The organism is Citrobacter sp. Cpo030 (genome assembly GCF_030333005.1).
GTDB lineage: Bacteria > Pseudomonadota > Gammaproteobacteria > Enterobacterales > Enterobacteriaceae > Citrobacter > Citrobacter portucalensis.
On record NZ_JAOWGT010000048.1, the window covers coordinates 130,840 to 154,788 of the forward strand.

22 protein-coding genes are annotated in these 23,949 nt (G+C 51.5%); 20 read left to right on the forward strand and 2 right to left on the reverse strand.

The window, feature by feature from the left end; genetic code table 11:
- The first annotated feature begins 64 nt into the window (after positions 1-64).
- Positions 65-568, forward strand: coding sequence for an ESA_00282 family adhesion-associated protein (locus OGY37_RS06675; RefSeq protein ID WP_008785809.1), 504 nt, complete (start codon positions 65-67; stop codon positions 566-568).
- Between the two features lie 68 nt (positions 569-636).
- Here the strand turns inward: OGY37_RS06675 and OGY37_RS06680 are convergent, their stop codons facing one another.
- Entirely contained in the window at positions 637-1,677 is a 1,041-nt protein-coding gene (locus tag OGY37_RS06680) for an aldo/keto reductase (RefSeq protein ID WP_286620384.1), read from the reverse strand.
- 155 nt (positions 1,678-1,832) lie between these two features.
- On the opposite strand from OGY37_RS06680, the gene yghX reads away from it, so the two are divergent.
- The 11 genes from yghX (at position 1,833) to hybG (ending at position 11,700) form a co-directional block, all read left to right on the forward strand.
- Positions 1,833-2,720 carry a YghX family hydrolase gene (yghX, locus tag OGY37_RS06685; protein ID WP_111464937.1) on the forward strand — a complete coding sequence of 296 codons (888 nt, stop codon included), beginning with the start codon at positions 1,833-1,835 and terminating at the stop codon, positions 2,718-2,720.
- 215 nt (positions 2,721-2,935) lie between these two features.
- Complete coding sequence (locus tag OGY37_RS06690; RefSeq protein WP_063941825.1) at positions 2,936-4,576, forward strand: methyl-accepting chemotaxis protein; 1,641 nt, start codon at positions 2,936-2,938, stop codon at positions 4,574-4,576.
- Positions 4,577-4,660: 84 nt separating this feature from the next.
- Complete coding sequence (locus OGY37_RS06695) at positions 4,661-4,948, forward strand: DUF2623 family protein (RefSeq protein ID WP_003024490.1); 288 nt, start codon at positions 4,661-4,663, stop codon at positions 4,946-4,948.
- 188 nt (positions 4,949-5,136) lie between these two features.
- Positions 5,137-6,255, forward strand: a complete 1,119-nt coding sequence (hybO, locus tag OGY37_RS06700) for a hydrogenase 2 small subunit (RefSeq protein WP_003024486.1) — start codon at positions 5,137-5,139, stop codon at positions 6,253-6,255.
- Between the two features lie 2 nt (positions 6,256-6,257).
- Positions 6,258-7,244, forward strand: coding sequence for a hydrogenase 2 operon protein HybA (gene hybA / locus OGY37_RS06705; protein WP_003828357.1), 987 nt, complete (start codon positions 6,258-6,260; stop codon positions 7,242-7,244).
- Positions 7,234-8,412, forward strand: a complete 1,179-nt coding sequence (hybB, locus tag OGY37_RS06710; protein WP_003828354.1) for a Ni/Fe-hydrogenase cytochrome b subunit — start codon at positions 7,234-7,236, stop codon at positions 8,410-8,412. Before hybA ends, hybB begins: the two co-directional genes overlap by 11 nt.
- Positions 8,409-10,112 carry a hydrogenase 2 large subunit gene (gene hybC / locus OGY37_RS06715; protein WP_003828353.1) on the forward strand — a complete coding sequence of 568 codons (1,704 nt, stop codon included), beginning with the start codon at positions 8,409-8,411 and terminating at the stop codon, positions 10,110-10,112. Before hybB ends, hybC begins: the two co-directional genes overlap by 4 nt.
- Complete coding sequence (locus OGY37_RS06720) at positions 10,112-10,606, forward strand: HyaD/HybD family hydrogenase maturation endopeptidase (protein WP_003828351.1); 495 nt, start codon at positions 10,112-10,114, stop codon at positions 10,604-10,606. Before hybC ends, OGY37_RS06720 begins: the two co-directional genes overlap by 1 nt.
- Positions 10,599-11,087 carry a hydrogenase-2 assembly chaperone gene (hybE, locus tag OGY37_RS06725; RefSeq protein WP_286620386.1) on the forward strand — a complete coding sequence of 163 codons (489 nt, stop codon included), beginning with the start codon at positions 10,599-10,601 and terminating at the stop codon, positions 11,085-11,087. Before OGY37_RS06720 ends, hybE begins: the two co-directional genes overlap by 8 nt.
- Entirely contained in the window at positions 11,080-11,421 is a 342-nt protein-coding gene (gene hypA / locus OGY37_RS06730) for a hydrogenase maturation nickel metallochaperone HypA (protein WP_003828349.1), read from the forward strand. Before hybE ends, hypA begins: the two co-directional genes overlap by 8 nt.
- A gap of 30 nt (positions 11,422-11,451) precedes the next feature.
- A complete protein-coding gene (gene hybG, locus OGY37_RS06735) occupies positions 11,452-11,700 on the forward strand; it encodes a hydrogenase maturation factor HybG (protein WP_003024459.1) in 249 nt (82 codons plus the stop codon).
- 95 nt (positions 11,701-11,795) lie between these two features.
- On the opposite strand, the gene yghU is transcribed toward hybG, so the two are convergent.
- Entirely contained in the window at positions 11,796-12,662 is an 867-nt protein-coding gene (yghU, locus tag OGY37_RS06740) for a glutathione-dependent disulfide-bond oxidoreductase (RefSeq protein WP_048225529.1), read from the reverse strand.
- 218 nt (positions 12,663-12,880) lie between these two features.
- On the opposite strand from yghU, the gene OGY37_RS06745 reads away from it, so the two are divergent.
- The 8 genes from OGY37_RS06745 to tssD all read left to right on the forward strand — a co-directional run bounded on the left by OGY37_RS06745 (position 12,881) and on the right by tssD (position 23,930).
- The gene (locus OGY37_RS06745) at positions 12,881-15,169 is read left to right on the forward strand and encodes an FdhF/YdeP family oxidoreductase (protein WP_286620388.1); all 2,289 of its coding nucleotides are present in this window, start codon (positions 12,881-12,883) and stop codon (positions 15,167-15,169) included.
- Between the two features lie 153 nt (positions 15,170-15,322).
- The gene (gene gss / locus OGY37_RS06750) at positions 15,323-17,185 is read left to right on the forward strand and encodes a bifunctional glutathionylspermidine amidase/synthase (protein WP_003828343.1); all 1,863 of its coding nucleotides are present in this window, start codon (positions 15,323-15,325) and stop codon (positions 17,183-17,185) included.
- 468 nt (positions 17,186-17,653) lie between these two features.
- Entirely contained in the window at positions 17,654-18,151 is a 498-nt protein-coding gene (tssB, locus tag OGY37_RS06755) for a type VI secretion system contractile sheath small subunit (RefSeq protein ID WP_048225523.1), read from the forward strand.
- 65 nt (positions 18,152-18,216) lie between these two features.
- Positions 18,217-19,746: a type VI secretion system contractile sheath large subunit gene (gene tssC / locus OGY37_RS06760; protein WP_048225521.1), complete on the forward strand. Its 1,530-nt coding sequence runs from the start codon at positions 18,217-18,219 to the stop codon at positions 19,744-19,746.
- A 23-nt stretch (positions 19,747-19,769) separates the two neighbouring features.
- On the forward strand, positions 19,770-21,107 hold the full coding sequence (gene tssK / locus OGY37_RS06765; protein ID WP_149335707.1) for a type VI secretion system baseplate subunit TssK: 1,338 nt from the start codon (positions 19,770-19,772) through the stop codon (positions 21,105-21,107).
- Between the two features lie 5 nt (positions 21,108-21,112).
- Complete coding sequence (gene tssL, locus OGY37_RS06770; protein ID WP_191219682.1) at positions 21,113-21,754, forward strand: type VI secretion system protein TssL, short form; 642 nt, start codon at positions 21,113-21,115, stop codon at positions 21,752-21,754.
- 3 nt (positions 21,755-21,757) lie between these two features.
- Positions 21,758-23,422 (forward strand): OmpA family protein, encoded by a 1,665-nt coding sequence (locus tag OGY37_RS06775; RefSeq protein WP_286620390.1) that lies wholly within the window; start codon positions 21,758-21,760, stop codon positions 23,420-23,422.
- A gap of 16 nt (positions 23,423-23,438) precedes the next feature.
- Complete coding sequence (gene tssD, locus OGY37_RS06780) at positions 23,439-23,930, forward strand: type VI secretion system tube protein TssD (protein WP_003024437.1); 492 nt, start codon at positions 23,439-23,441, stop codon at positions 23,928-23,930.
- Positions 23,931-23,949 lie beyond the last annotated feature (19 nt).

Below are 23,949 nucleotides of genomic sequence, written 5' to 3' on the forward strand. Positions count from 1 at the left end.
TAAACCATGCCGCGTTGACAATAGCATGGCGTAATTTTAAAATCAAAAAAAATGGAGCCAGTATATGAACAGTATATTTTATTCTGTTATTACCCTGCTATTGCTGACTTGCGGGGTACTTTTGTTGATGCGCAGCGCAAATAAAAACCGCAATGCAGAAAATGGATACGCTGAAAACCAACCGGAAATACTGAGTAAAGAAGAGGGTGAAGATCATTTCTCGGTACTGATGAATTCGATTACTCCGGTTTGGTATTGGCGCGTCAATCACGAATATATCGATTTTATCCACTCGACGATCAAACGGATGACAATGGTGGAGCTGAATGAGACGCCAGGGCTATTTGATGCACAGCGGCGTTGTAGCGATCTCAACTCTGCGGTGTATAAGTATTACGACAATATTAAAAAACGCTGCCTGAGTGGCGAGAAAGTCCCGCATGCCGATCTGGACGTGCTTAACCTACGTCAGTGCTTCAGGGAGTTCAGCCTTGAGGCTTATCCTGCGCTTGTCGCGCTGGTGTGGCCGGAATATCAACGTCCAGAGATTAAAGCGGAAGAGGTGTGAGGGACTAACTGGCCCGTATTACGTGCCGGGGAGGCTAATGCCGCCACCCGGCACGGTGTTACCTACGGTTATTTGTCAGATGAGGCCTGCCACAGGTTCAGCTTACCGTCCGCGACGTGCTTATCGATCTGCGCCAGTTCTTCGGCGCTGAACGTCAGATTCGCCAGCGCCTGAACGTTCTCTTCCAGTTGCTCCGGTCGACTGGTGCCAATCAATACCGACGTTACCCGGTTGTCTTTCAGCAGCCAGCTTAAGGCCATTTGCGCCATCGACTGTCCGCGCTGTTGCGCCATCTCATTAAGCAAACGCAGGCTGGTAAGGTTTTCTTCCGTCAGCATGTTTTCCGTTAACCCACGAACTTTTTTCCCTTCACGCTGCATGCGTGAACCTTCCGGAATACCGTTAAGGTATTTCCCCGTCAGCAGTCCCTGAGCCAGCGGCGTAAATGCGATGCAGCCCATACCGTTGGATTCCAGCGTATCCAGCAGGCCGCTGCTGTCTACCCAGCGGTTAAGCAGGTTGTAAGACGGCTGATGGATCAGCAATGGAATTTTCCATTCCCGCATCAACTCGGCCATTTTCTGCGTACGTTCCGGGGAATAGGATGAGATGCCGACATACAGCGCTTTACCGCTTTGCACGGCGTGGGCCAGCGCCGAGGCGGTCTCTTCCATTGGCGTATTTTCGTCAACGCGGTGAGAGTAGAAGATATCGACATAGTCGAGACCCATGCGTTTCAGACTCTGGTCGAGGCTGGCGAGCAGGTATTTGCGCGAACCGCCAGAACCATATGGCCCAGGCCACATGTCATAGCCTGCCTTGGTGGAGATAATCAGTTCATCGCGATAGTGGGCAAAATCCTCGCGCAGCAATCGGCCAAAATTCTCTTCTGCGCTGCCTGGTGGCGGCCCATAGTTATTGGCTAAATCAAAATGCGTGATGCCTAAATCAAATGCTTTACGCAACAGGGCGCGCTGTGAATCCAGCGCCTGAACGTGCCCAAAACTGTGCCATAAACCCAGCGATAGCGCGGGTAAACGCAAACCGCTGCGCCCACAGTAGCGATAGAGCATCTGCTCGTAACGTTCAGGATTGGCAAACCAGGCCATGAGATCTCCTTAGTGCAGGTGAATTTCGAAACAACGTTTCTATTCTAGCGGGTTCACGGTGAATATCCCGTTCACCAGGTCACACTGAGATGAAAAACTGGGCAAAAACAGGTCACTGTGCTTTGCTTAAAAAAACATCAATCAGGAGTGCGACGATGCCGCGTTTGACTGCCAAAGATTTTCCGCAAGAACTGCTCGACTACTATGACTATTACGCGCATGGCAAAATAACGAAACGCGAGTTTCTCAATCTGGCAGCGAAATATGCAGTGGGTGGCATGACGGCGTTGGCCTTATTCAATTTATTGAAACCCAACTATGCCCTCGCAACGCAGGTAGAATTTACCGATCCCGATATTCTGGCGGAATATATTACCTATCCTTCGCCTGAAGGGCATGGTGATGTGCGGGGGTATTTAGTTAAACCTGCGAAGGTGACGGGGAATGTTCCGGCGGTGGTGGTAGTACATGAAAATCGTGGGCTGAATCCGTATATTGAAGATGTGGCGCGACGGGTGGCGAAGGCGGGCTTTATGGCACTTGCGCCGGATGGATTAAGTTCGGTAGGGGGATATCCAGGCAATGATGATAAAGGTCGGGAATTGCAGCAGCAGGTTGACCCCGTAAAGTTAATGAACGACTTTTTTGCCGCCATTGAATTTATGCAACATTATTCGGGGACCACGGGAAAGGTAGGTATCACCGGATTTTGCTACGGTGGTGGCGTATCGAATGCCGCCGCAGTGGCATTCCCGGAACTGGCCTGCGCGGTGCCTTTTTATGGGCGTCAGGTTCCTGCGTCAGATGTCCCTAAAATAAACGCGCCTTTATTACTGCACTATGCGCAATTAGACACACGTATTAATGAGGGATGGCCTGCCTATGAAGCGGCGCTTAAGGCCAATAAGAAAGTCTATGAAGCCTATATCTATCCCGGCGTTAATCATGGCTTTCACAACGATTCGACCCCCCGTTATGATAAAGCTGCAGCTGATTTGGCCTGGGAACGTACTCTTGCGTGGTTTAACAAATATTTGCGATAGAAAACAATAGATTATTTAATGCTTATAACTAATTACCTGAATAATAATGCTACCGAATTTCATTAGCATTCATATTGATATAGTGTGGAGAGATAGTGGATGTACTTAAGAAAGTAAAAAAATAAAGAACGCATTATATCTTCTCTGTTGCCTGCCGATAACAAGGATAAGTATCGCCTGATGGCGAATTCCTCATCAACGGCAAGGAAATTATTATGCGTTTGCTGAAAAACTTCACTATTCGTATTGTCATGTTGGCAATACTGGGACTTTTTTGCCTGCTCTGGTCAGGCGTGGGTTTATTCAGTCTTCATTCGTTATCAAAAATATCTGAAGGCAATGATATTGACCGTCATCTTGTCCATCAGATGACGGTTCTCAGTCAGGGCAACGATCAGTACTTTCGCTTCGTAACGCGCTTAAGTCGCGCCATGGATGTCAAAATGAGCGGCGGAACGCCTGATTTTGCGCCGGCGCAACAGTCCCTTGAGAATATGAGCAAAAAACTCCAGGAGATGAAAACGTTGTCTCCGGGCCCTATGGACCCTGACGTCGCTAACGCAGTACTGACGAAGTGGCAGGCGCTGCTGGACAACGGCGTGATCCCGCAAATGCAGCTGGCGCAGCAGGGTACGCTTACGGCCTTTGCGGAGCATGCCAGCACTATTACACCCGCGTTGAGCCGTGAATTTGGCGCCAGTGCCGAGCGTTTTAACGCCACGGCAGGCGAGCGACTCGATACCACCCGCGTGATGGTCGATGGCAAAACCTCTATCATCCGGACGCTAATTATCACCGCCGTTATCCTTGGGATTGCCCTCCTTTTCTTTACCGACCGCTACCTTGTTTCCATGATGGTGAAACCGCTGGGACGTATTCGCCAACAGTTCCAGCAGATTGCGCAGGGCGATCTCAGCCATCCCATCGAAGATTTTGGTCGTAACTGTGTGGGTCAACTGGTGCCGTTATTGTGCGCGATGCAGGATAGCCTGCGTGAAGCCGTCAGTACCATCCGTTCAGGTAGTGACAATATCTGGCGAGGGGCGACGGAAATTTCGACCGGGAATAACGATCTCTCCTCACGTACTGAAGAACAGGCTGCGGCACTGGAAGAGACCGCTGCCAGCATGGAGCAGCTGACCGCAACGGTAAAACTGAACGCAGAAAATGCGCGTGAAGCCAGCCAGCTTGCCGATACGGCCACAGAAACGGCAGGCAAAGGGAGCACGCTGGTTTCGGAAGTGGTTGAGACGATGGACGGCATTGCTGCCAGTTCTAAACAGATCGCGGAAATCACGTCAGTTATTAATAGTATTGCTTTCCAGACCAATATTCTGGCGCTGAACGCGGCGGTTGAAGCTGCCAGGGCAGGCGAGCAGGGGCGCGGTTTTGCCGTCGTTGCCGGTGAAGTACGTAACCTTGCCAGTCGCAGCGCCGGGGCGGCGAAAGAGATTGAGACGCTGATTGGCGAGTCATCGCGTCGTGTCGATCAGGGTGCTCGTTTGGTTAAAGAAACGGGATTAACCATGGAGGCGATTCTGCGCGGTGCCACCGAAGTGACCGTCATCATGAAACAAATCGCCTCTGCTTCAGAAGAACAGAATAAGGGCATCTCGCAGGTGAGCGTGGCGATCACGCAGATGGACAGCGTAACGCAACAGAACGCCGCATTGGTAGAGCAAGTCTCCGCCGCGGCCGTGGCGCTGGAACGACAAACGGAAGAGCTGCAACGCTCGGTGCAACAGTTCCGCCTTTCCGCTAATGATGTGCAATACACAGCCAGCCAAACCGCTTCCTCTTCAGCAGACAGCAAAACGTCTGCGGCCGCTAAAACGGATGAGTGGGTGTCCTTTTAAGCCGTTATAAAAAGTTCGTGATACCTCTGGTCTTTGCTTAAAAAATCGCTATATAATTTATTATATAGCGATTGGAGGTTATGCATGGACAACCATTTTGGTAAAGGCCTGATGGCCGGATTAAACGCCTCAAGTGCGGACAGTGCACGCTCAGTGGCGAATTTTTGTGCGGATTATAAGCGTGGTTTTGTGCTGGGATTTTCGCATCGAATGTTTGAAAAAACGGGCGATCGACAACTCAGCGCGTGGGAAGCGGGGATCCTGACGCGCCGCTATGGGCTGGATAAAGAGATGGTGATGGATTTCTTTAAAGAGAACCAGTCCAGTACAACAATTCGCTTTTTCATGGCCGGCTATCGACTCGAAGCTTGATCCGAAAGGGGTATTATCTTGCTTTAATTAATTACACTATTGACCTACACCTTCGTTTTGTTGCTCCGCCGAAGTATTATAATGCACATAACCATATAAAAAGTGTGGTAATGGCGCGCCGATCGCAATATGCAACATGCGAATGGTGCAAAATAAAAGCCAGGTCTTCGCAACGGAATAACTATAAAATGACTGGAGATAACTCTCTCATCAATTCGAGCGGCATTAATCGCCGTGATTTCATGAAGCTTTGTGCAGCACTGGCCGCTACCATGGGGCTCAGTAGCAAAGCCGCCGCAGAAATGGCCGAATCAGTTTCTCGTCCTCAGCGCCCACCGGTTATCTGGATTGGTGCTCAGGAGTGTACGGGTTGTACTGAATCGCTGCTTCGCGCGACACACCCTACAGTGGAAAACCTCGTTCTGGAGACAATCTCTCTGGAATACCATGAGGTGCTCTCTGCCGCCTTCGGCCATCAGGTCGAAGAGAACAAACATAACGCTCTGGAGAAGTACAAAGGGCAATATGTTCTGGTAGTAGATGGTTCTATCCCACTGAAAGATAATGGTATTTACTGTATGGTTGCCGGTGAGCCGATCGTGGATCACATCCGCCGGGCCGCAGAAGGCGCAGCCGCTATCATTGCCATCGGCTCTTGCGCCGCGTGGGGTGGTGTTGCTGCCGCTGGCGTTAACCCAACGGGTGCCGTCGGCCTGCAAGAAGTTCTGCCAGGCAAAACCATCATCAACATCCCCGGCTGTCCGCCGAACCCGCATAACTTCCTCGCAACGGTCGCGCATATCATCACTTATGGTAAGCCGCCGAAGCTGGATACCAAAAACCGTCCGACATTCGCCTATGGCCGTTTGATTCACGAACACTGCGAACGTCGCCCGCACTTCGATGCTGGTCGTTTTGCTAAAGAGTTTGGTGATGAAGGCCACCGTGAAGGTTGGTGCCTCTACCATCTGGGCTGTAAAGGGCCAGAAACCTACGGCAACTGCTCAACGCTGCAATTCTGCGATGTGGGTGGCGTGTGGCCGGTGGCTATCGGTCACCCTTGCTACGGCTGTAACGAAGAAGGCGTCGGCTTCCATAAAGGTATTCACCAGCTTGCTCATGTGGAAAACCAAACGCCGCGTTCCGAGAAACCTGACGTCAACATGAAAGAAGGCGGCAATGTTTCTGCCGGAGCGATTGGACTGCTGGGTGGCGTAGTAGGACTGGTTGCCGGTGTCAGCGTGATGGCGGTTCGTGAACTGGGGCGTCAGCAGAAGAAAGATAACGCTGACTCACGGGGAGAATAACCGTGAACAGACGTAACTTTATAAAAGCAGCCTCCAGCGGGGCATTGTTGTTGGGCGCAGCGCCGTCCATCAGCCATGCGGCTGCAGAAAACCGTCCGCCGATCCCAGGTTCTCTTGGGATGCTCTATGACTCGACGCTGTGCGTAGGCTGCCAGGCCTGTGTCACTAAGTGTCAGGATATCAACTTCCCGGCGCGTAACCCGGAAGGCGAGCAAACCTGGTCGAACAACGACAAACTGTCGCCGTATACCAACAACATCATTCAGGTGTGGCGTAGCGGAACAGGCGTTAACAAAGACCAGGAAGAAAATGGCTACGCATACATCAAGAAACAGTGCATGCACTGTGTTGATCCGAACTGCGTTTCCGTTTGCCCGGTCTCCGCGCTGAAGAAAGATCCGAAAACCGGCATCGTCCATTATGACAAAGATGTCTGCACGGGCTGTCGTTATTGCATGGTCGCCTGCCCGTACAACGTGCCTAAGTACGACTACAACAACCCGTTTGGTGCGCTTCACAAATGTGAACTGTGTAACCAGAAAGGCGTTGAGCGTCTGGACAAAGGTGGTTTACCGGGTTGTGTTGAAGTGTGCCCTGCCGGTGCGGTGATTTTTGGTACGCGTGAAGAGCTGATGGCTGAGGCGAAAAAACGTCTCGCGCTGAAGCCTGGTAGCGAATACCACTATCCGCGTCAGACGGTGAAAGCAGGCGATACCTATCTGCATACGGTACCGAAGTACTACCCGCACCTGTACGGTGAGAAAGAAGGCGGTGGTACGCAGGTTATGGTACTGACGGGTGTTCCTTACGAGGATTTGGATCTGCCGAAGCTGGATGATCTTTCAACTGGTGCGCGTTCCGAACATGTTCAACATTCCCTGTACAAGGGCATGATATTACCCCTGGCTGCGCTGGCGGGCTTAACCGTGCTGGTTCGTCGTAACACGAAAAACGACCATCACGATGGAGGAGACGATCATGAGTCATGATCCTAAACCGCTGGGCGGAAAAATAATCAGCAAACCGGTCATTATTTTTGGGCCGCTTATCGTCCTGTGTATGCTCCTGATCGTGAAACGTCTGGTCTTCGGACTGGGCTCAGTCTCCGATCTGAACGGCGGTTTCCCATGGGGTGTATGGATCGCGTTTGACCTGTTGATTGGTACTGGCTTCGCGTGCGGCGGTTGGGCGCTGGCATGGGCGGTGTACGTTTTCAACAGAGGACAATACCATCCATTGGTTCGTCCGGCGCTGCTGGCGAGCCTGTTTGGCTACTCGCTGGGTGGTCTGTCGATCACCATTGACGTCGGTCGTTACTGGAACCTGCCGTATTTCTACATTCCGGGCCACTTCAACGTGAACTCGGTACTGTTCGAAACGGCGGTCTGTATGACCATCTATATCGGCATCATGGCGCTGGAATTTGCTCCGGCTCTGTTTGAACGTCTGGGGTGGAAAGTTTCCCTCAAACGTTTGAATAAAGTGATGTTCTTTATTATTGCCCTCGGCGCGCTGCTGCCAACCATGCACCAGTCTTCAATGGGTTCATTGATGATTTCTGCGGGTTATAAGGTGCATCCGCTATGGCAAGCTTATGAAATGCTGCCGCTTTTCTCGGTATTAACCGCCTTTATTATGGGCTTCTCGATCGTCATCTTTGAAGGCTCGTTGGTACAAGCCGGTCTGAAAGGTAACGGTCCGGACGAGAAAAGTTTGTTCATCAAGCTGACGAATACCATCAGCGTGCTGCTGGCGATTTTCGTCGTCCTGCGCTTTGGCGAACTGATCTATCGCGACAAGCTGTCCTATGCGTTCTCAGGCGATCTGTACTCCCTGATGTTCTGGCTTGAAGTCGTGCTGATGGTCTTCCCGCTGGTGGTGCTGCGCGTCACTAAGCTGCGTAATGACTCGCGCATGCTGTATCTGTCTGCGCTGAGCGCGTTGCTGGGTTGTGCAACATGGCGTCTGTCCTATTCGCTGGTGGCGTTCAATCCTGGTGGTGGCTACCACTACTTCCCGACCTGGGAAGAGCTGTTGATTTCTATTGGTTTTGTGGCTATTGAGATTTGTGCATACATCGTACTCATTCGTCTACTGCCGATACTTCCTCCTTTAAAACAAAACGATCAAAATCGTCATGAGGCGAGCAAAGCATGAGCCAGAGAATTACTATTGATCCGGTAACCCGTATTGAGGGTCATTTACGCATCGACTGCGAAATCGAAAATGGCGTGGTATCTAAAGCATGGGCTTCCGGTACCATGTGGCGTGGCATGGAAGAGATCGTGAAAAACCGCGATCCGCGCGATGCCTGGATGATTGTGCAGCGTATCTGTGGCGTTTGTACGACCACTCACGCTATCTCTTCCGTTCGTGCAGCAGAAAGTGCGCTGAATATTGATGTTCCGGTGAACGCACAGTATATCCGTAACATCATTCTGGCCGCGCACACCACGCATGACCACATTGTTCACTTCTATCAGTTGTCTGCGCTGGACTGGGTGGATATCACTTCTGCACTGAAAGCCGACCCAGCGAAAGCGTCTGCCATGCTGAACGGCGTGTCCTCCTGGCACCTGAACAGCGCAGAAGAGTTCACCAAGGTTCAGAACAAGATCAAAGATCTTGTTGCCAGCGGTCAGTTAGGCATTTTTGCTAACGGTTGCTGGGGTCACCCGGCAATGCAGCTGCCGCCGGAAGTGAACCTGATTGCGGTCGCACACTACCTGCAAGCGCTGGAATGCCAGCGTGATGCCAACCGCGTTGTGGCACTGTTAGGCGGTAAAACGCCGCACATCCAGAACCTGGCGGTAGGTGGGGTTGCTAACCCAATTAACCTTGACGGCCTCGGTGTGCTGAACCTTGAACGCCTGATGTACATCAAGTCCTTCATCGATAAGCTGAGCGACTTCGTTGAGCAGGTGTACAAGGTTGATACCGCGGTTATTGCTGCGTTCTATCCTGAGTGGCTGGAACGTGGTCAGGGTGCGGTTAACTACCTGAGTGCGCCGGAATTCCCGACAGACGGTAAAAACGGCAGCTTCCTGTTCCCGGGCGGTTATATCACCGATGCCGATCTTTCGACCTATCGTCCGATCACCTCTCACTCAGATGAGTACCTGATCAAAGGGATTCAGGAGAGTGCGAAACACGCGTGGTACAAAGACGAAGCGCCGCAGGCTCCGTGGGAAGGCACAACGGTTCCTGATTACACCGGTTGGTCAGACGACGGCAAATACTCCTGGGTTAAAGCGCCGACTTTCTACGGTAAAACGGTTGAAGTGGGTCCGCTGGCCAACATGCTGTGTAAACTGGCGGCCAAACGCGAGTCTACTCATGCCAAGCTGAATGAAATCATCGCGATTTACACCAAGCTGACCGGTAAAACTATCGAAGTGTCGCAGTTGCACTCTACGCTGGGCCGAATTATTGGCCGTACCGTTCACTGTTGTGAACTGCAGAACGTTCTGCAGGATCAGTACAACGCGCTGATTGTGAACATCGGTAAGGGCGACCACACCACCTTCGTGAAACCGGATATTCCGGCAACGGGCGAATTCAAAGGTGTTGGTTTCCTCGAAGCGCCACGCGGTATGCTGTCTCACTGGATGGTGATTAAAGACGGCATTATCAGCAACTACCAGGCGGTTGTACCGTCAACCTGGAACTCTGGCCCACGTAACTTTAATGATGAAGTGGGACCATATGAGCGCTCGCTGGTAGGTACGCCGATTGCCGATCCAAACAAACCGCTGGAAGTGGTTCGTACCATTCACTCCTTCGACCCTTGTATGTCATGTGCGGTGCATGTGGTGGACGTTGACGGGAACGAAGTGGTCTCAGTTAAGGTTCTGTAATGCGGATATTAGTCTTAGGGGTCGGCAATATTTTGCTGACCGACGAAGCCATCGGGGTACGTATCGTTGAGGCATTAGAGCAACGGTACATCCTGCCAGACTTTGTTGATGTTCTGGACGGTGGTACGGCTGGGATGGAGCTTCTCGGCGATATGGCGAACAGAGATCATCTGATCATTGCTGACGCCATTGTGTCGAAGAAAAACACGCCAGGAACGATGATGATCCTGCGGGATGAAGAGATCCCGGCGCTGTTTACCAACAAAATCTCACCGCACCAGCTTGGCCTGGCCGACGTATTGTCGGCCCTGCGTTTTACCGGCGAGTTTCCGAAAAAGCTGACCTTAGTCGGCGTTATTCCGGAATCGCTGGAACCGCATATCGGGCTAACGCCAACGGTTGAAGCGATGATTGAACCGGCGCTGGAGCAGGTTCTTGCCGCGCTTCGCGAATCAGGCGTTGAAGCGATCCCTCGGGAGGCGGCTCATGTCTGAGGAGTTTGTCGGTTTTCAGACGGCCCCGAAGACGCAGATTCAGGCAGCGTTTGAAGAGGTTGCCCGGTGTTCGATGCACGATCTCTCTTTCTTGCATCCGAATATGCCGGTATATGTCTCTGATTTTACGTTGTTTGAAGGACAGTGGACGGGGTGTGTTATCACACCCTGGATGCTCAGCACACTGATTTTCCCCGGACCGGACCAGATCTGGCCGGTGCGTAAAGTCAGCGAAAAAATCGGGCTGCGTCTGCCGTATGGCGAGATGACCTTTACCGTTGGTGAACTGGATGGCGTATCGCAATACCTTTCTTGCTCACTGATGTCGCCGCTTTCGCACAGCATGTCGGCGCAAGAAGGTGTGCGTCTGACTGACGATTGCGCGCGCATGCTGTTATCGCTGCCGGTGAGCGATCCGAATGCGCCGCAGCTAAATCGTCGCGCGCTACTGCTGGGTCGTCGGAACTGCGAAAATGCATGAGCTGTCCCTTTGTCAGAGCGCGGTTGAGATTGTTCAACAGCAGGCAGAGCAGCACGGTGTCAAACGTGTAACCGGCGTTTGGCTGGAAATCGGAGCGCTCTCGTGCGTTGAAGAGAGCGCCGTCCGTTTCAGTTTCGACATCGTCTGTCAGGGCACGCTGGCGCAAGGGTGTGAGCTGCATATTGATTACAAACCAGCCCAGGCATGGTGCTGGGATTGCAGTCAGGTTGTGGAAATCACCCAGCATGATGCGCAGTGTCCACTATGTCAGGGCGATCGTCTGCGGGTTGATGCAGGCGATTCACTGAAAGTGAAAAGTATTGAAGTCGAATAACCCATAGGTTGCTATGGGGCGGAGTCAGATATGTGTATTGGAGTCCCTGGTCAGGTTCTGGCCGTTGGTGAAGATATTCACCAGCTTGCGCAGGTTGAAGTGTGCGGCATCAAACGTGATGTCAATATTGCCCTGATTTGTGAAGGTGATACCGCTGAGCTGGTCGGGCAATGGGTGCTGGTGCACGTAGGGTTCGCCATGAGCATCATTGATGAAGATGAAGCTAAAGCCACGTTAGACGCACTTCGCCGCATGGAGTACGACGTCACCAGCGCGTGATTTTATGCCGGATGGCGGCGCAAACGCCTTATCCGGCCTACGGCATGGCATCTTTGTAGGCCTGATAAGACGCCCCGGCGTCGCCATCAGGCATTTTAACCCTGGCGCTTATCTTCGGTATTGGTGTCGAAGTCGCTGGCGTCATGACGTTCATGAAGCTGCTCGTTCAGCGGCCCATTAGTGCGGTTTACAATACGACCTCGCTTAACTGCCGGACGCGCGGCAACCTCTTTTGCCCAGCGCTGCACGTGCTTGTAACTTCCTGCATCGAGGAACTCTGCCGCGTCGTACACGTTACCCAGCACCACATTGCCAAACCATGGCCAGACCGCCATATCGGCAATGGTGTATTCATCTCCTGCCACAAACTGATGCTGTGCTAACTGCTTATCCAGTACGTCGAGTAAGCGTTTGGCTTCCATGGTGAAGCGGTTGATCGCGTACTCAATTTTTACCGGCGCATAGTTATAGAAGTGACCAAAACCACCGCCGAGGAACGGCGCCGCACCCTGTAACCAGAACAACCAGTTCAGCGTTTCAGTACGTTTTGCCAAATCCTGCGGCAGGAAATAACCGTATTTTTCTGCCAGATAGAGCAGAATTGCGCCAGATTCGAATACGCGAACCGGTGGGTTTTGCGAATGGTCACGCAGCGCCGGGATCTTCGAGTTCGGATTCACCTCAACAAAGCCGCTGGAAAACTGATCGCCATCGCCGATGCGGATAATCCAGGCATCGTATTCCGCACCCTTCACGCCCTGTGCCAGTAACTCCTCCAGCATAATCGTCACTTTCTGCCCATTTGGCGTACCCAGCGAATAGAGCTGTAGCGGATGCTTGCCAACCGGCAGCGTCTTCTCGTGGGTGGCGCCGGAAATCGGGCGGTTGATATTGGCGAATGCGCCGCCGTTCGACTTTTCCCACGTCCAGACTTTCGCGGGCTGATAGGTATTGTCTGACATATTGACCTGCCTTCTGAGTGGTTGTGTTGATGCAGTGTAGCAGTTAGGTAGAACTCAATTTAACAGATTGGGACTTTATGTCGCTTTGTGCTGAAAGGGGAAGATAAATCTAACCCGTTCATTGTACCTGGCCCGTACTCCATGAAGAGGAAATCAATGTTGGACGGAAATTGCTACCGTATTCACCATCAAAAATTGGCGGTGAATAAGCAGTAATAATGAAAAATGGTGTTCCAGGAGTAAGCGGTTATCAGGGCCCTGCGGGTGGGTGGGGTGCGGTAAAAGCCGTCACTGCTTCGGTGTTTTCGCAAAAGGCTGTCGCGCGCGACATTATCGCGATGTTCAAAATGAACCAGGTGAAAGGGTTCGATTGTCCGGGGTGTGCGTGGCCGGACCCCGGGCATCGTGCGCCAATGGAGCTGTGCGAAAATGGCGTTAAGGCGGTTTCCTGGGAGACAACCAGTAAGAAAGCGTCACCGGAATTTTTCAGCCGTCACCCGGTTTCCACACTCTGGCACTACAGCGATTATGAACTGGAAAACATTGGTCGTTTGACGCATCCAATGAAATACGATGCAGTGTCAGACACCTGGCAGGCGGTAGATTGGGATTTCGCCTTTCGGGAGATCGGCGAGCGTCTGCGCAGCTATGACTCAGCACAACAGGTTGAATTTTACACCTCCGGCAGAACGTCAAATGAGGCGGCGTTCCTGTATCAGCTGTTTGCCCGCGAATATGGTAGTAGCAACTTTCCTGATTGCTCAAACATGTGCCACGGACCGACCAGCGCAGGGCTAACGCCGGCCATTGGTCTTGGGAAAGGGACCGTTGAACTTGATGATTTCGACCACTGCGATCTGGTAATTTGTATCGGGCATAACCCTGGTACTAACCATCCACGCATGCTGACCACCTTGCGCGACGTTGCCAAACGAGGAGCCAAAATTATCTCCATCAACCCGCTGAACGAAAGGGGGCTTGAGCGCTTTAGCTTCCCGCAAAGCGCGAAAGAGATGTTCACCGGTCAGGCGACGGAGCTGAGCAACGACTACTACCAGGTAAAAATGGGCGGAGACGCCTCGTTGCTCAAAGGCATAATGAAGGCGCTAATCGAAATGGACGAAGCGCGGATCCTACTGGATCAGCAGCCGACGCTCGATCATGCGTTTATCGACCAACATACCGCGGGATATGCAGCGCTGTATGACGACTTACGTCAGCATAACTGGGCTGAGCTGGAACAGGACTCGGGCCTGACGCGCAGTCAGATGGAAGATCTGGCGCACAGCTACAGTAAATCCAGCGCCACGATTGTTTGTTATGGTCTGGGCATCACTCAGCATAAAAACGGCACCGAGAACGTCCAGCAGCTGGTAAATCTGTTGCTGCTGAAAGGCAATATGGGTAAGCCGGGGGCGGGGATCTGCCCGTTACGCGGTCATTCTAACGTGCAGGGCGATCGTTCTGTAGGGATCAACGAAGCGGCGTCCGAAGACTTCCTGCAACGCCTTGAGAAGCATTTTTCTATCCGTGTTCCGCGCAAACATGGCCGCTCCAGCGTGGAGAGTATTCGGGCCATCGAGCGGGGAGATGCAAAAGCGCTCATCTGCATGGGCGGCAATCTGGCGGTAGCGATGCCCCAGCCGCAGCGTACCTTTGCGGCGATGAAAAATCTGGATCTGCAGGTCCATGTGGCGACCAAACTGAACAGATCTCATCTGCTGCTGGCAAAGCATAACTACCTGCTACCTGCATTAGGCCGAACGGAGCGCGACATGCAGGCGACGGGGATCCAGTCGGTGACCGTCGAAGATTCTATGTCGATGGTTCACGCTTCCTGCGGCGCGCTGAAGCCGGCTTCCCGCTGGCTAAAATCGGAGCCCGCGATTGTGGCGGGCATGGCGCGTGCCACGCTACCGCGTTCACCGATCAACTGGGAAGCATTTACCGGGGACTACGCGTTGATCCGTGACGCCATTGAAGCCGTGATCCCGGCGTTCCACGATTACAACGCACGTATTGCCGAGCCGGGCGGATTTCGTATGGATACGCCTGCTTCGCGCCGTGAATGGCAAACGGCGAATGGCAAAGCCAACTTTATCGTCAGTAATCAGCGGGCGGTGGAGTGGGAACATCAGCCTGCCGATGCGCTGGTGCTGGCGACGTTGCGTAGCCACGATCAGTACAACACCACGATTTATGGTATGAACGATCGCTATCGTGGCATTACCGGTCGTCGGGATGTGGTGTTTTTAAGCGCCGAAGAAGCAACGAGCCGCGGTCTGAGCCAGGGTGATGTGGTCAACGTTCAGGCGCTGGACGACAACGGTCAGCCCTGCGCGGATCGCATCATGTACGGCTTAACGGTGGTGATTTACAACATGGCGGCTGGCTCAATTGGCGCTTATCTGCCAGAAGCGAATGTCCTGCTTTCGCTGGATGCAGTAGATACACAAAGTTTGACTCCGGCGTATAAAAGCGTACCGGTCACCCTGACCAAAGCGTAGTTCCTGCTGTGAATTTTTCGCCTCTGAGCGCCAGCCGCTGCGTTGAGGTGTATGATGATGTCGACCTCTGTCCGGTTAGTGTCGCAGAGCAGGCAACCAGAGCGAAAAATTCACGCCAACCTGCTCAGGCTGTATTGTTTTGAGGTAAGGTGCATGAGCAAAGGAACGACCAGTCAGGATGCCCCATTCGGGACATTATTGGGCTACGCCCCAGGTGGCGTAGCAATCTACTCTTCAGATTACAGCTCCCTCGACCCACGGGACTACGACGATGATGCGGCATTTCGCAGCTATATCGACGATGAATACATGGGCCACAAATGGCAGTGCGTAGAGTTCGCACGCCGCTTTCTCTTCCTAAACTATGGCATGGTCTTCACCGATGTGGGTATGGCCTGGGAGATCTTCTCCTTACGCTTCCTGCGCGAAGTAGTGAATGACAACATCCTACCGTTACAGGCATTTCCGAATGGTTCGCCCCGCGCGCCGGTAGCAGGCGCTCTGCTTATCTGGCAAAAAGGCGGCGAATTTAAAGATACCGGGCATGTGGCGGTCGTCACCCAGTTGCTGGAAAACAAAATCCGTATTGCCGAGCAGAACGTGCTCCATACGCCGTTGCCTCCCGGACAGCAGTGGACCCGCGAACTGGAGATGGTGGTTGAGAACGGTTGTTATACCCTGTGTGATACCTTTGACGACACCACTATCCTTGGTTGGATGATTCAGACCGATGATACCCGTTACAGCCTGCCGCAGCCGGAGATCGCCAATGACTCGCTGAAAATCAGCGGTGCGCGACTGGAAGATAATGGGCAGTTTGACGGCAAATGGCTGGATGAACAGGATCCGCTGCAAAAAGCCTACGTGCTGGCGAATGGGCATGTGATTAATCAGGACCCTCATCAGTACTTCACCATTACCGAGAGCGCCGAGCAGGAGCTGATTAAAGCCACCAACGAGCTGCACCTGATGTATCTGCACGCGACTGACAAGGTGCTGAAAGACGACAACCTGCTAGCGCTGTTTGATATTCCGAAAATCCTCTGGCCGCGCCTGCGCCTTTCCTGGCAGCGTCGTCGGCATCATATGATTACGGGGCGTATGGATTTCTGTATGGATGAACGCGGACTGAAGGTGTATGAGTACAACGCTGATTCCGCATCGTGCCATACCGAAGCCGGTTTGATCCTCGAAAGATGGGCCGAACGGGGCTACACAGGGCAGGGACACAACCCGGCTGAAGGGTTGATCAACGAACTGGCGGGGGCCTGGAAGCACAGCCGCGCACGTCCGTTTGTCCACATCATGCAGGATAAGGATATCGAAGAAAACTATCACGCGCAGTTTATGCAGCAGGCGCTGCGTCAGGCCGGGTTTGACAGCAAAATTCTGCGGGGTCTGGATGAACTGCGCTGGGATGACGCCGGTCAATTGATTGACGGGGACGGCCGTCTGGTGAACTGCGTCTGGAAGACCTGGGCGTGGGAAACCGCGATTGAGCAGGTGCGTGAGGTTAGCGAAACGGAGTACGCCGCGGTGCCAATTCGTACCGGGCATACGAATCAGGAAGTACGTTTAATCGACGTGCTGCTGCGCCCGGAAGTGTTGGTCTTCGAACCTCTGTGGACGGTAATCCCTGGCAACAAAGCGATTCTGCCGATCCTCTGGCAACTGTTCCCGCACCACCGTTATCTGCTTGATACGGATTTCACTGTTAATGAAGAGCTGGCGCAAACCGGTTATGCGGTGAAACCTATTGCAGGACGTTGTGGCAGCAACATCGATCTGGTGAGTCATCAGGAAGAGCTACTGGATAAAACCAGCGGTAAGTTTGCCGAGCAGAAGAACATTTATCAGCAGCTTTGGTGTCTGCCAAAAGTTGCCGGTAAATATATCCAGGTTTGTACCTTTACCGTAGGTGGTAACTACGGCGGTACCTGCCTGCGTGGTGACGAGTCGCTGGTGATTAAAAAAGAGAGCGATATTGAACCACTGATTGTGGTGAAGGAAGACTAATCTTTCTGCTTGCTCACGAGTGAGATATGAAAAACCGGAGTATCTCTCCGGTTTTTTTATTTATGATTAGATTGATAGTACTTATATTTAAATGAGTGTCTATATTTATATAAACGACAGAAAATATTCTCATGGTAAATGATTATTTAATGATTGATGCATTCGTTAAATGAATGCATCAATCATTAAATAAATATTTTTGTTTGTATTAGATAAATATCTTCTTGATTGTTATTTTAAATATAAAAACATAATGTGTTATTCGATTAATTAATGACATTGATCATGTTTTTACCTATGGAATATATCGGATTGCATTAGCGTGATAATTATAATAGTTAATTGTCATCAACAGCCATTGTTAACTGCCTGCAGAAATGACGTTGTAAGAAACATGTTGAGCGATTGGAACGTGCTCCATTAGGAAACGCAAAATACCGGCAGGAGTCGCCGGTCTGAGAGGGACGTATGGGTGACAGTTTTCAGAATGAAGTGCCGACGGCACGCGTTAATATTAAGTTAGATTTACACACTGGAGGCGTTCAAAAGAAAGTTGAATTGCCTTTAAAACTACTGACTGTCGGTGATTTCAGTAATGGCAGAGAGCAGCGACCATTATCTGAGCGTGAAAAGATAGATATTAATAAAAATAATTTTAACGATGTGTTGGCCAAGTTTTCACCAGTGGTTAATTTAAGTGTTAAAAATACGTTAGCTGATGATGACAGAAAGGACGATATTAACCTTACCTTTAAGAATATCCGCGATTTTGAACCTGAGCAGGTCGCACGAAATATCCCACAATTACGTGTTCTGTTGGCTATGCGTAACTTACTACGTGACCTGAAATCTAACTTACTCGATAACGCTGCTTTTCGTCGCGAGCTGGAAACAATCCTTAAGGATCCAGCCCTGAGTCAGGAATTGCGTAATGAGCTGGCAACTATGATGCCAGAAGAGATTTAACGCTCTACAGGGTTTCCTCCGCTAAATCGGCAGGAATAGTAAAGGAACATAAAAGGAATATGTTGATGTCTGTTCAGGAACATACCTCTTCAGCCGCGACCACCACGACCAGTGAACGCAGTGTTTATCAGTCCCTCTTTGACAAAATTAATCTTTCTCCCGTCGCGTCATTAAAAAATGTAGATGCGTGGCAGAGTGATGAAGCGCTTTCTGATGCCGCTCCGGCGGAGCGTGTGACCGCTGCTATTCAGGTTCTGGTCTCATGTCTGGCTGATGCCGCACAACCCTTAGAACGCCTGGATAAAACGCTACTCGATGAGCAGATTGCTCGTCTGGATAAGCAGATTAGCGATCAGGTTAATGAAGTTATGCATCATGCTGAATTTCAAAAACAAGAATCGCTCTGGCGTGGTTTGCATTCAATGATCTCTGGCATTGATTTTCGCCGAAATGTCCGTGTCGAAATGATGGATGTCAGTAAGGATGCGCTGCGTGATGATTTTGATGACGCGCCGGAACTTATCCAGAGCGGATTATATCGTCATGTTTATATTGAAGAATATGACCAGCCAGGTGGCGAACCTATTGCGGCAATGATTTCAGCGTACGAATTTGATAACAGCCCGCAGGATATTGCGCTACTGCGCAATATTTCTGGAGTATCGGCAGCCTGCCATATGCCATTTATTGGTTCAGTTGGGCCGAAATTCTTCCTGAAAGAAAATATGGAAGAGGTCGCAGCCATAAAAGATATCAATGATTATTTCGAACGTGCTGAATACATCAAATGGAAAGCATTTCGTGATAGTGATGATTCACGCTATATCGGATTAACCATGCCGCGTGTACTCGGGCGTTTGCCCTACGGCCCTGATACCATTCCTGTGCGCAGCTTTAACTATGTCGAGGAAGTTAAGGGCCCGGATCACGAAAAATATCTGTGGACCAGCGCATCTTTCTCTTTCGCTGTGAATATGGTGAAAAGTTTTATCAAGAATGGTTGGTGCGTCCAGATCCGTGGACCACAGGCGGGTGGCGCGGTTAAAGATTTACCTATCCATTTGTACGATCTGGGGACGGGTAATCAGGTGAAAATCCCGTCTGAAGTGATGATCCCGGAAACTCGTGAATTTGAATTCGCCAACCTTGGTTTTATTCCGCTTTCTTATTATAAGAATCGTGATTACGCCTGCTTCTTCTCTGCTAACTCGGCTCAAAAACCTGCGCAGTTTGATACCCCGGAAGCAACAGCTAATAGTCGAATTAACTCACGTTTGCCGTATATCTTCCTGCTTTCTCGTATTGCTCATTACCTGAAAATCTTGCAGCGAGAAAACATAGGTACGACCAAAGATCGCCGCCTGCTTGAGCTTGAACTAAACAACTGGTTACGCAGTCTGGTTACCGAAATGACCGATCCTGGCGATGATTTGCAGGCTTCACATCCGCTTCGTGATGGGCGTGTCGTGGTGGAGGACATTGAGGATAACCCGGGTTTCTTCCGCGTGCGCCTGTACGCCATCCCGCATTTCCAGGTTGAAGGTATGGATGTCAGCTTGTCGTTAGTTTCACAGATGCCTAAGTCGAAATCTTAACGGCGTAATGCACAGGAGGTGCGATGAAGATCTATCGTCCGTTATGGAGCGAGGGGGCTTTTCTGGCTCCCCAACAGTTTCAGCAACAGACACGCTGGGATGCTTACGTTGCTGACGTTGTTGCTCACATGTCTCTTTCATCACCGTGGGGCGTCATCAGCGCGGAGTTTGATGAAAGTGCGTTAACGGTTTCCCGTTTGAATCCCGTTAATCTGGTTGTGCGCTTTCCTGACGGTACTTTAGTGGATACAGGTATTTCAGATAACCTGCCTCCAGCGTGTGATTTATCGCATCTTACTGGCTACAGCAGCGTTGATATCGTGCTGGCATTGCCGTTGCTTTCAGCTAATGGCGGCAATCTTTCATCAGGCAACGGTGTCAGCCGTCCGTGTCGCTGGCAGCAGGAATGGCTGCCAGTTCAGGATCTCTCCGGTCAGGAACGGACTGATATGGCAGTGCTGCGGCATGCTATCACCCTCCGGTATGCCCATGATGATAACAGCGCTTACCTGACTTGTCCGGTAGCTTGCCTTATTCGTAATGCTCAGGGGCAATGGGAGCTGGGACGTGATTTTTTACCCCCATCGCTTTCACTCTCAGCCAGCCCCTTATTAATCAATTCGCTCAGTGATTTGGTGCATCGTATCCAGGCTCGTTGTCGCCGCCTGATGGCCTTGCGCCGAGAAAGTAACGAACGAATGGCGGATTTTGCAGTAGCAGATGTTTCGTTGTTTTGGCTGCTGAATGCGCTTAATAGTTCGGAACCTGTTCTGAAAGAAATGCTGCAAAACCCAGGCCGTCATCCCGAACTTTTGTGGCGTGAGCTGGCGCGGTTAGCGGGCAGCCTGCTGACCTTCTCGTTAGAAAATGATGTCAGTGTTGTACCTCCATATCAGCATGCAAATCCGCAGCAGGTATTCCCGCCGCTGTTTGCTCTGCTGGTGGAACTGCTGGAAGCCAGTCTGCCGTCTCGTGTTGTCGCTATTGAACTGACGCAGGAGCGACAGTTCTGGTATGGGGCTCTGTCGGATGCCCGACTGCGTGAAGGTGCTGATTTTTACCTGTCCGTTCGCTCGGGTCTCCCCGCACATGTCCTCCTGGCGCAATTTCCACAGCTCTGTAAAGCAGGGAGCCGGGCAGATGTGTCAGATGTCGTCAATGTGGCACTCAGCGGTATTCCATTAAAACCGCTGACACATGTACCCGCAGCCATCCCGTTACGACTGGAAAATCAATACTTTGCTCTTGAGATTAATCATCCAGCAGCCCAGGCCATGTTGGACGCTGGTAATTGTGCTTTCTATGTGCCGGGAACGCTGGGAGAGATTCAACTTGAGCTGTTTGCAGTATTAAGGGATTGAAATAAATGAATAAGGAAATTGATCAGGTTTTCTGGCCAACATGGCTTGCTGTAAGCCAGCTACGTGACGGGGCAGAAGTCGACGACGGAGCTGTTCTTTATCGTCGGGCCAGCCAATGGGTTGAATCTGCACGTGAGGCATTGCGTGATATGGGGTACAGCGAACACAGCGTTGAACATATGCTCTACACGCAATGTGCGTTACTGGATGAAAGCGTGTTGAACCGCAACCGGCAGGATAGCGGTTATATCACCTGGCTTGCGACGCCCTTACAGGCCCGTTATTTCAATACCACCAACGCAGGGGAAGAGCTTTGGGAACGCATCCGGTCTGTACTGCGTGAGCCCGTTCCTGATACCGCCGTAATAACCTGCTTTTATCGCGCAATCACGCTCGGTTTTGTGGGGCGCTATCGTGAGCAAGGTGACGAACGTCGTGAAGATGTTCTTGAGGCGCTAGCGGCTCAGGCGAGGCCTTTTAAGTTAAAGCACGATGCGCCTGTAATCATGCAGGCGTCCGGTTTCTCTGGCAGTAAGCGCCGCTGGTGGCAGGCATGGATTGTCGGCGCGGTGGCGTTGGGGGTTTTATGGTTAACATTTTCTCATGTCTTACAAGGGCTGGTTGCTCAGCTTATTGGGCAGGGCTAAAACATGGCTCAGTTGCGAGGGATCGTTAACTATGTGCTGACAGCTGTGCTGGCTTTGTTGCTGGTTTGGGGATTCAGTCCGTTAAGTGCGGGTGTTCGGGGCGGCCTGACCGTCTTTATTTTACTGTTTTCCATTCCAGGGATCGTTTATGGCTGGCGCCAATATGGCCAGTTGAGATCAGCGCATTCCGAGCATGAAGTTCAGCTCCCTCCGGAGAATTTCAGTGGGCCAGTTGTGCTGGTGTGTGGCGATAATGCCCCCTTGTTTGCCGGACGCAGCGGTTCTTGCGAGAGCTCGCAGGGCTGGTATTTATCTGTCCAGTCCCCGGAGCATTACATTGCTCTGGTTCGTCAGATAGCTGCTCAGCGTCCAGGGCTTCTTATGCGCGTCTCCGTAATGCTGGCATTAACTCCGGAACGGCATACTGATGAGGATGCGCTTAAGCACATACTGCTCAGTTGGCGGCGAGTGGTGACCCAGAGTCGGCGTTGGTTATCAGGTGTACCGCCGTTTTGGTTGTGCTGTTGGCTGAATTCTCCTCAATGCAATGAGGCTGTACGCTGGTTTATTCGAACCCCTCAGGATGCAGAAGTGCAGTCGGCTACGGGATTAGACGACTTTGCTCCTTTCTCTTCGCAAGAGAGCCCAGCCCGCCATTTTCATCTTACACATGCAGTGTGGTTAGATAATTTACTGGGCTGGCTGAAGAAGGTACAAGGCGATACTGAACACCATGCTCTTCCTGTTTTCTTTGCATTACGGGTTGTGTGTTTCACATCATCAGCGGTCTGCGAAAATAACCTCTGGCAACGGCATATCATTGCTCAAACAACGCTTTCCCCTGCGGCGTCAGTAGCGCCCGCACTGCTGCCTTTTCCAGATTTAGCATTGCCATTCTTATCCCGCCGTCGTGTGTTGACAGCATTTCAACGGACGGTGGGCGTAAGTGGTCTGCTATGCGGCATTTTCATCGGAATGGCGATGGCAAGCAGCTTTATCAATAACCAACATCTCATCAGGATCACAAACGATCACCTGATGCTATACCGCCAACTTAGCGGTAATCCCGCCGAGCCAAAGATCCTGGCCCAGGATCAACTTCGTCGTGATGCGCAACTCCTTGATCGCTGGTATCAGCGTGGCGAACCACTTTCTCTTTCAATGGGATTGTATCAAGGGATGAGATTGATCCCCCCTTTACAGGTTGCCATAAGTGACTGGGGGTCACCCGAAAAACCGAAAGTGACTGCCCTGCAAACTGTACGTCTCGACAGTATGTCGCTGTTTGATACGGGTAAGTGGGCGCTAAAAGCGGGTTCAACAAAAGTACTCATTGGGGCTTTGGTCAATATCAAAGCCAAACCCGGGTGGCTGATAGTCATCGCCGGACATACCGATGATGTGGGTGACGATAAATCTAATCAGCTGCTCTCTCTCAAACGCGCGGAATCTGTTCGTGACTGGATGCGAGATACCGGTGATGTCGCGGAGAGCTGTTTTGCCGTTCAGGGCTACGGCGAATTACGCCCCTACAAAAACAACGATACGCCGGAGGGGCGGGCAGCCAACCGCCGTGTAGAGATCAGTCTGGTACCGCAGGCTGATGCCTGTCGGCTGCCGGGCATGAAGGAACCGTCACCACAAGGTGGTGACGCATTAGCGAAGTAAAAATGGAGAAAGAGTTATGGCAATTCCAGTCTACCTTTGGCTGAAAGATGATGGCGGCGCGGATATTAAAGGTTCTGTTGACGTAAAAGACCGTGTAGGCAGTATCGAAGTGGTGGCTCAGGAACATAACCTGTACATCCCTACAGATAACAATACCGGTAAGTTGACCGGTACGCGCATCCATACCCCGTTCCTTTTCACTAAGGAAATCGATGCCTCCAGTCCATATCTGTACAAGGCTGTAACCACCGGTCAGACCCTGCGCCAGGCAGAGTTCAAATGGTATCGCATCAATGACGCGGGTCAGGAAGTGGAATACTTCAACACCACGTTACACAACGTGAAAGTGGTGAAAGTAAACCCTGTGATGTACGACATCAAAGATCCCGCAAAAGAGAAGCATAACCACCTGGAACAAATTGAACTGCGCTACGAGAAGATCGTCTGGACGTATAAGGATGGCAACATTATCCATTCTGACGCCTGGAATGAGCGTACCACCGCGTAATGCGCTAACGGATGAGGAT

Coding starts and splice junctions, on each gene's coding strand:
- OGY37_RS06675 (WP_008785809.1), top strand. CDS start 65: ATGAACAGTATATTTTATTCTGTTATTACCCTGCTATTGCTGACTTGC.
- OGY37_RS06680 (WP_286620384.1), bottom strand. CDS start 1,677: ATGGCCTGGTTTGCCAATCCTGAACGTTACGAGCAGATGCTCTATCGC.
- yghX (WP_111464937.1), top strand. CDS start 1,833: ATGCCGCGTTTGACTGCCAAAGATTTTCCGCAAGAACTGCTCGACTAC.
- OGY37_RS06690 (WP_063941825.1), top strand. CDS start 2,936: ATGCGTTTGCTGAAAAACTTCACTATTCGTATTGTCATGTTGGCAATA.
- OGY37_RS06695 (WP_003024490.1), top strand. CDS start 4,661: ATGGACAACCATTTTGGTAAAGGCCTGATGGCCGGATTAAACGCCTCA.
- hybO (WP_003024486.1), top strand. CDS start 5,137: ATGACTGGAGATAACTCTCTCATCAATTCGAGCGGCATTAATCGCCGT.
- hybB (WP_003828354.1), top strand. CDS start 7,234: ATGAGTCATGATCCTAAACCGCTGGGCGGAAAAATAATCAGCAAACCG.
- hybC (WP_003828353.1), top strand. CDS start 8,409: ATGAGCCAGAGAATTACTATTGATCCGGTAACCCGTATTGAGGGTCAT.
- OGY37_RS06720 (WP_003828351.1), top strand. CDS start 10,112: ATGCGGATATTAGTCTTAGGGGTCGGCAATATTTTGCTGACCGACGAA.
- hybE (WP_286620386.1), top strand. CDS start 10,599: ATGTCTGAGGAGTTTGTCGGTTTTCAGACGGCCCCGAAGACGCAGATT.
- hypA (WP_003828349.1), top strand. CDS start 11,080: ATGCATGAGCTGTCCCTTTGTCAGAGCGCGGTTGAGATTGTTCAACAG.
- hybG (WP_003024459.1), top strand. CDS start 11,452: ATGTGTATTGGAGTCCCTGGTCAGGTTCTGGCCGTTGGTGAAGATATT.
- yghU (WP_048225529.1), bottom strand. CDS start 12,662: ATGTCAGACAATACCTATCAGCCCGCGAAAGTCTGGACGTGGGAAAAG.
- OGY37_RS06745 (WP_286620388.1), top strand. CDS start 12,881: ATGAAAAATGGTGTTCCAGGAGTAAGCGGTTATCAGGGCCCTGCGGGT.
- gss (WP_003828343.1), top strand. CDS start 15,323: ATGAGCAAAGGAACGACCAGTCAGGATGCCCCATTCGGGACATTATTG.
- tssB (WP_048225523.1), top strand. CDS start 17,654: ATGGGTGACAGTTTTCAGAATGAAGTGCCGACGGCACGCGTTAATATT.
- tssC (WP_048225521.1), top strand. CDS start 18,217: ATGTCTGTTCAGGAACATACCTCTTCAGCCGCGACCACCACGACCAGT.
- tssK (WP_149335707.1), top strand. CDS start 19,770: ATGAAGATCTATCGTCCGTTATGGAGCGAGGGGGCTTTTCTGGCTCCC.
- tssL (WP_191219682.1), top strand. CDS start 21,113: ATGAATAAGGAAATTGATCAGGTTTTCTGGCCAACATGGCTTGCTGTA.
- OGY37_RS06775 (WP_286620390.1), top strand. CDS start 21,758: ATGGCTCAGTTGCGAGGGATCGTTAACTATGTGCTGACAGCTGTGCTG.
- tssD (WP_003024437.1), top strand. CDS start 23,439: ATGGCAATTCCAGTCTACCTTTGGCTGAAAGATGATGGCGGCGCGGAT.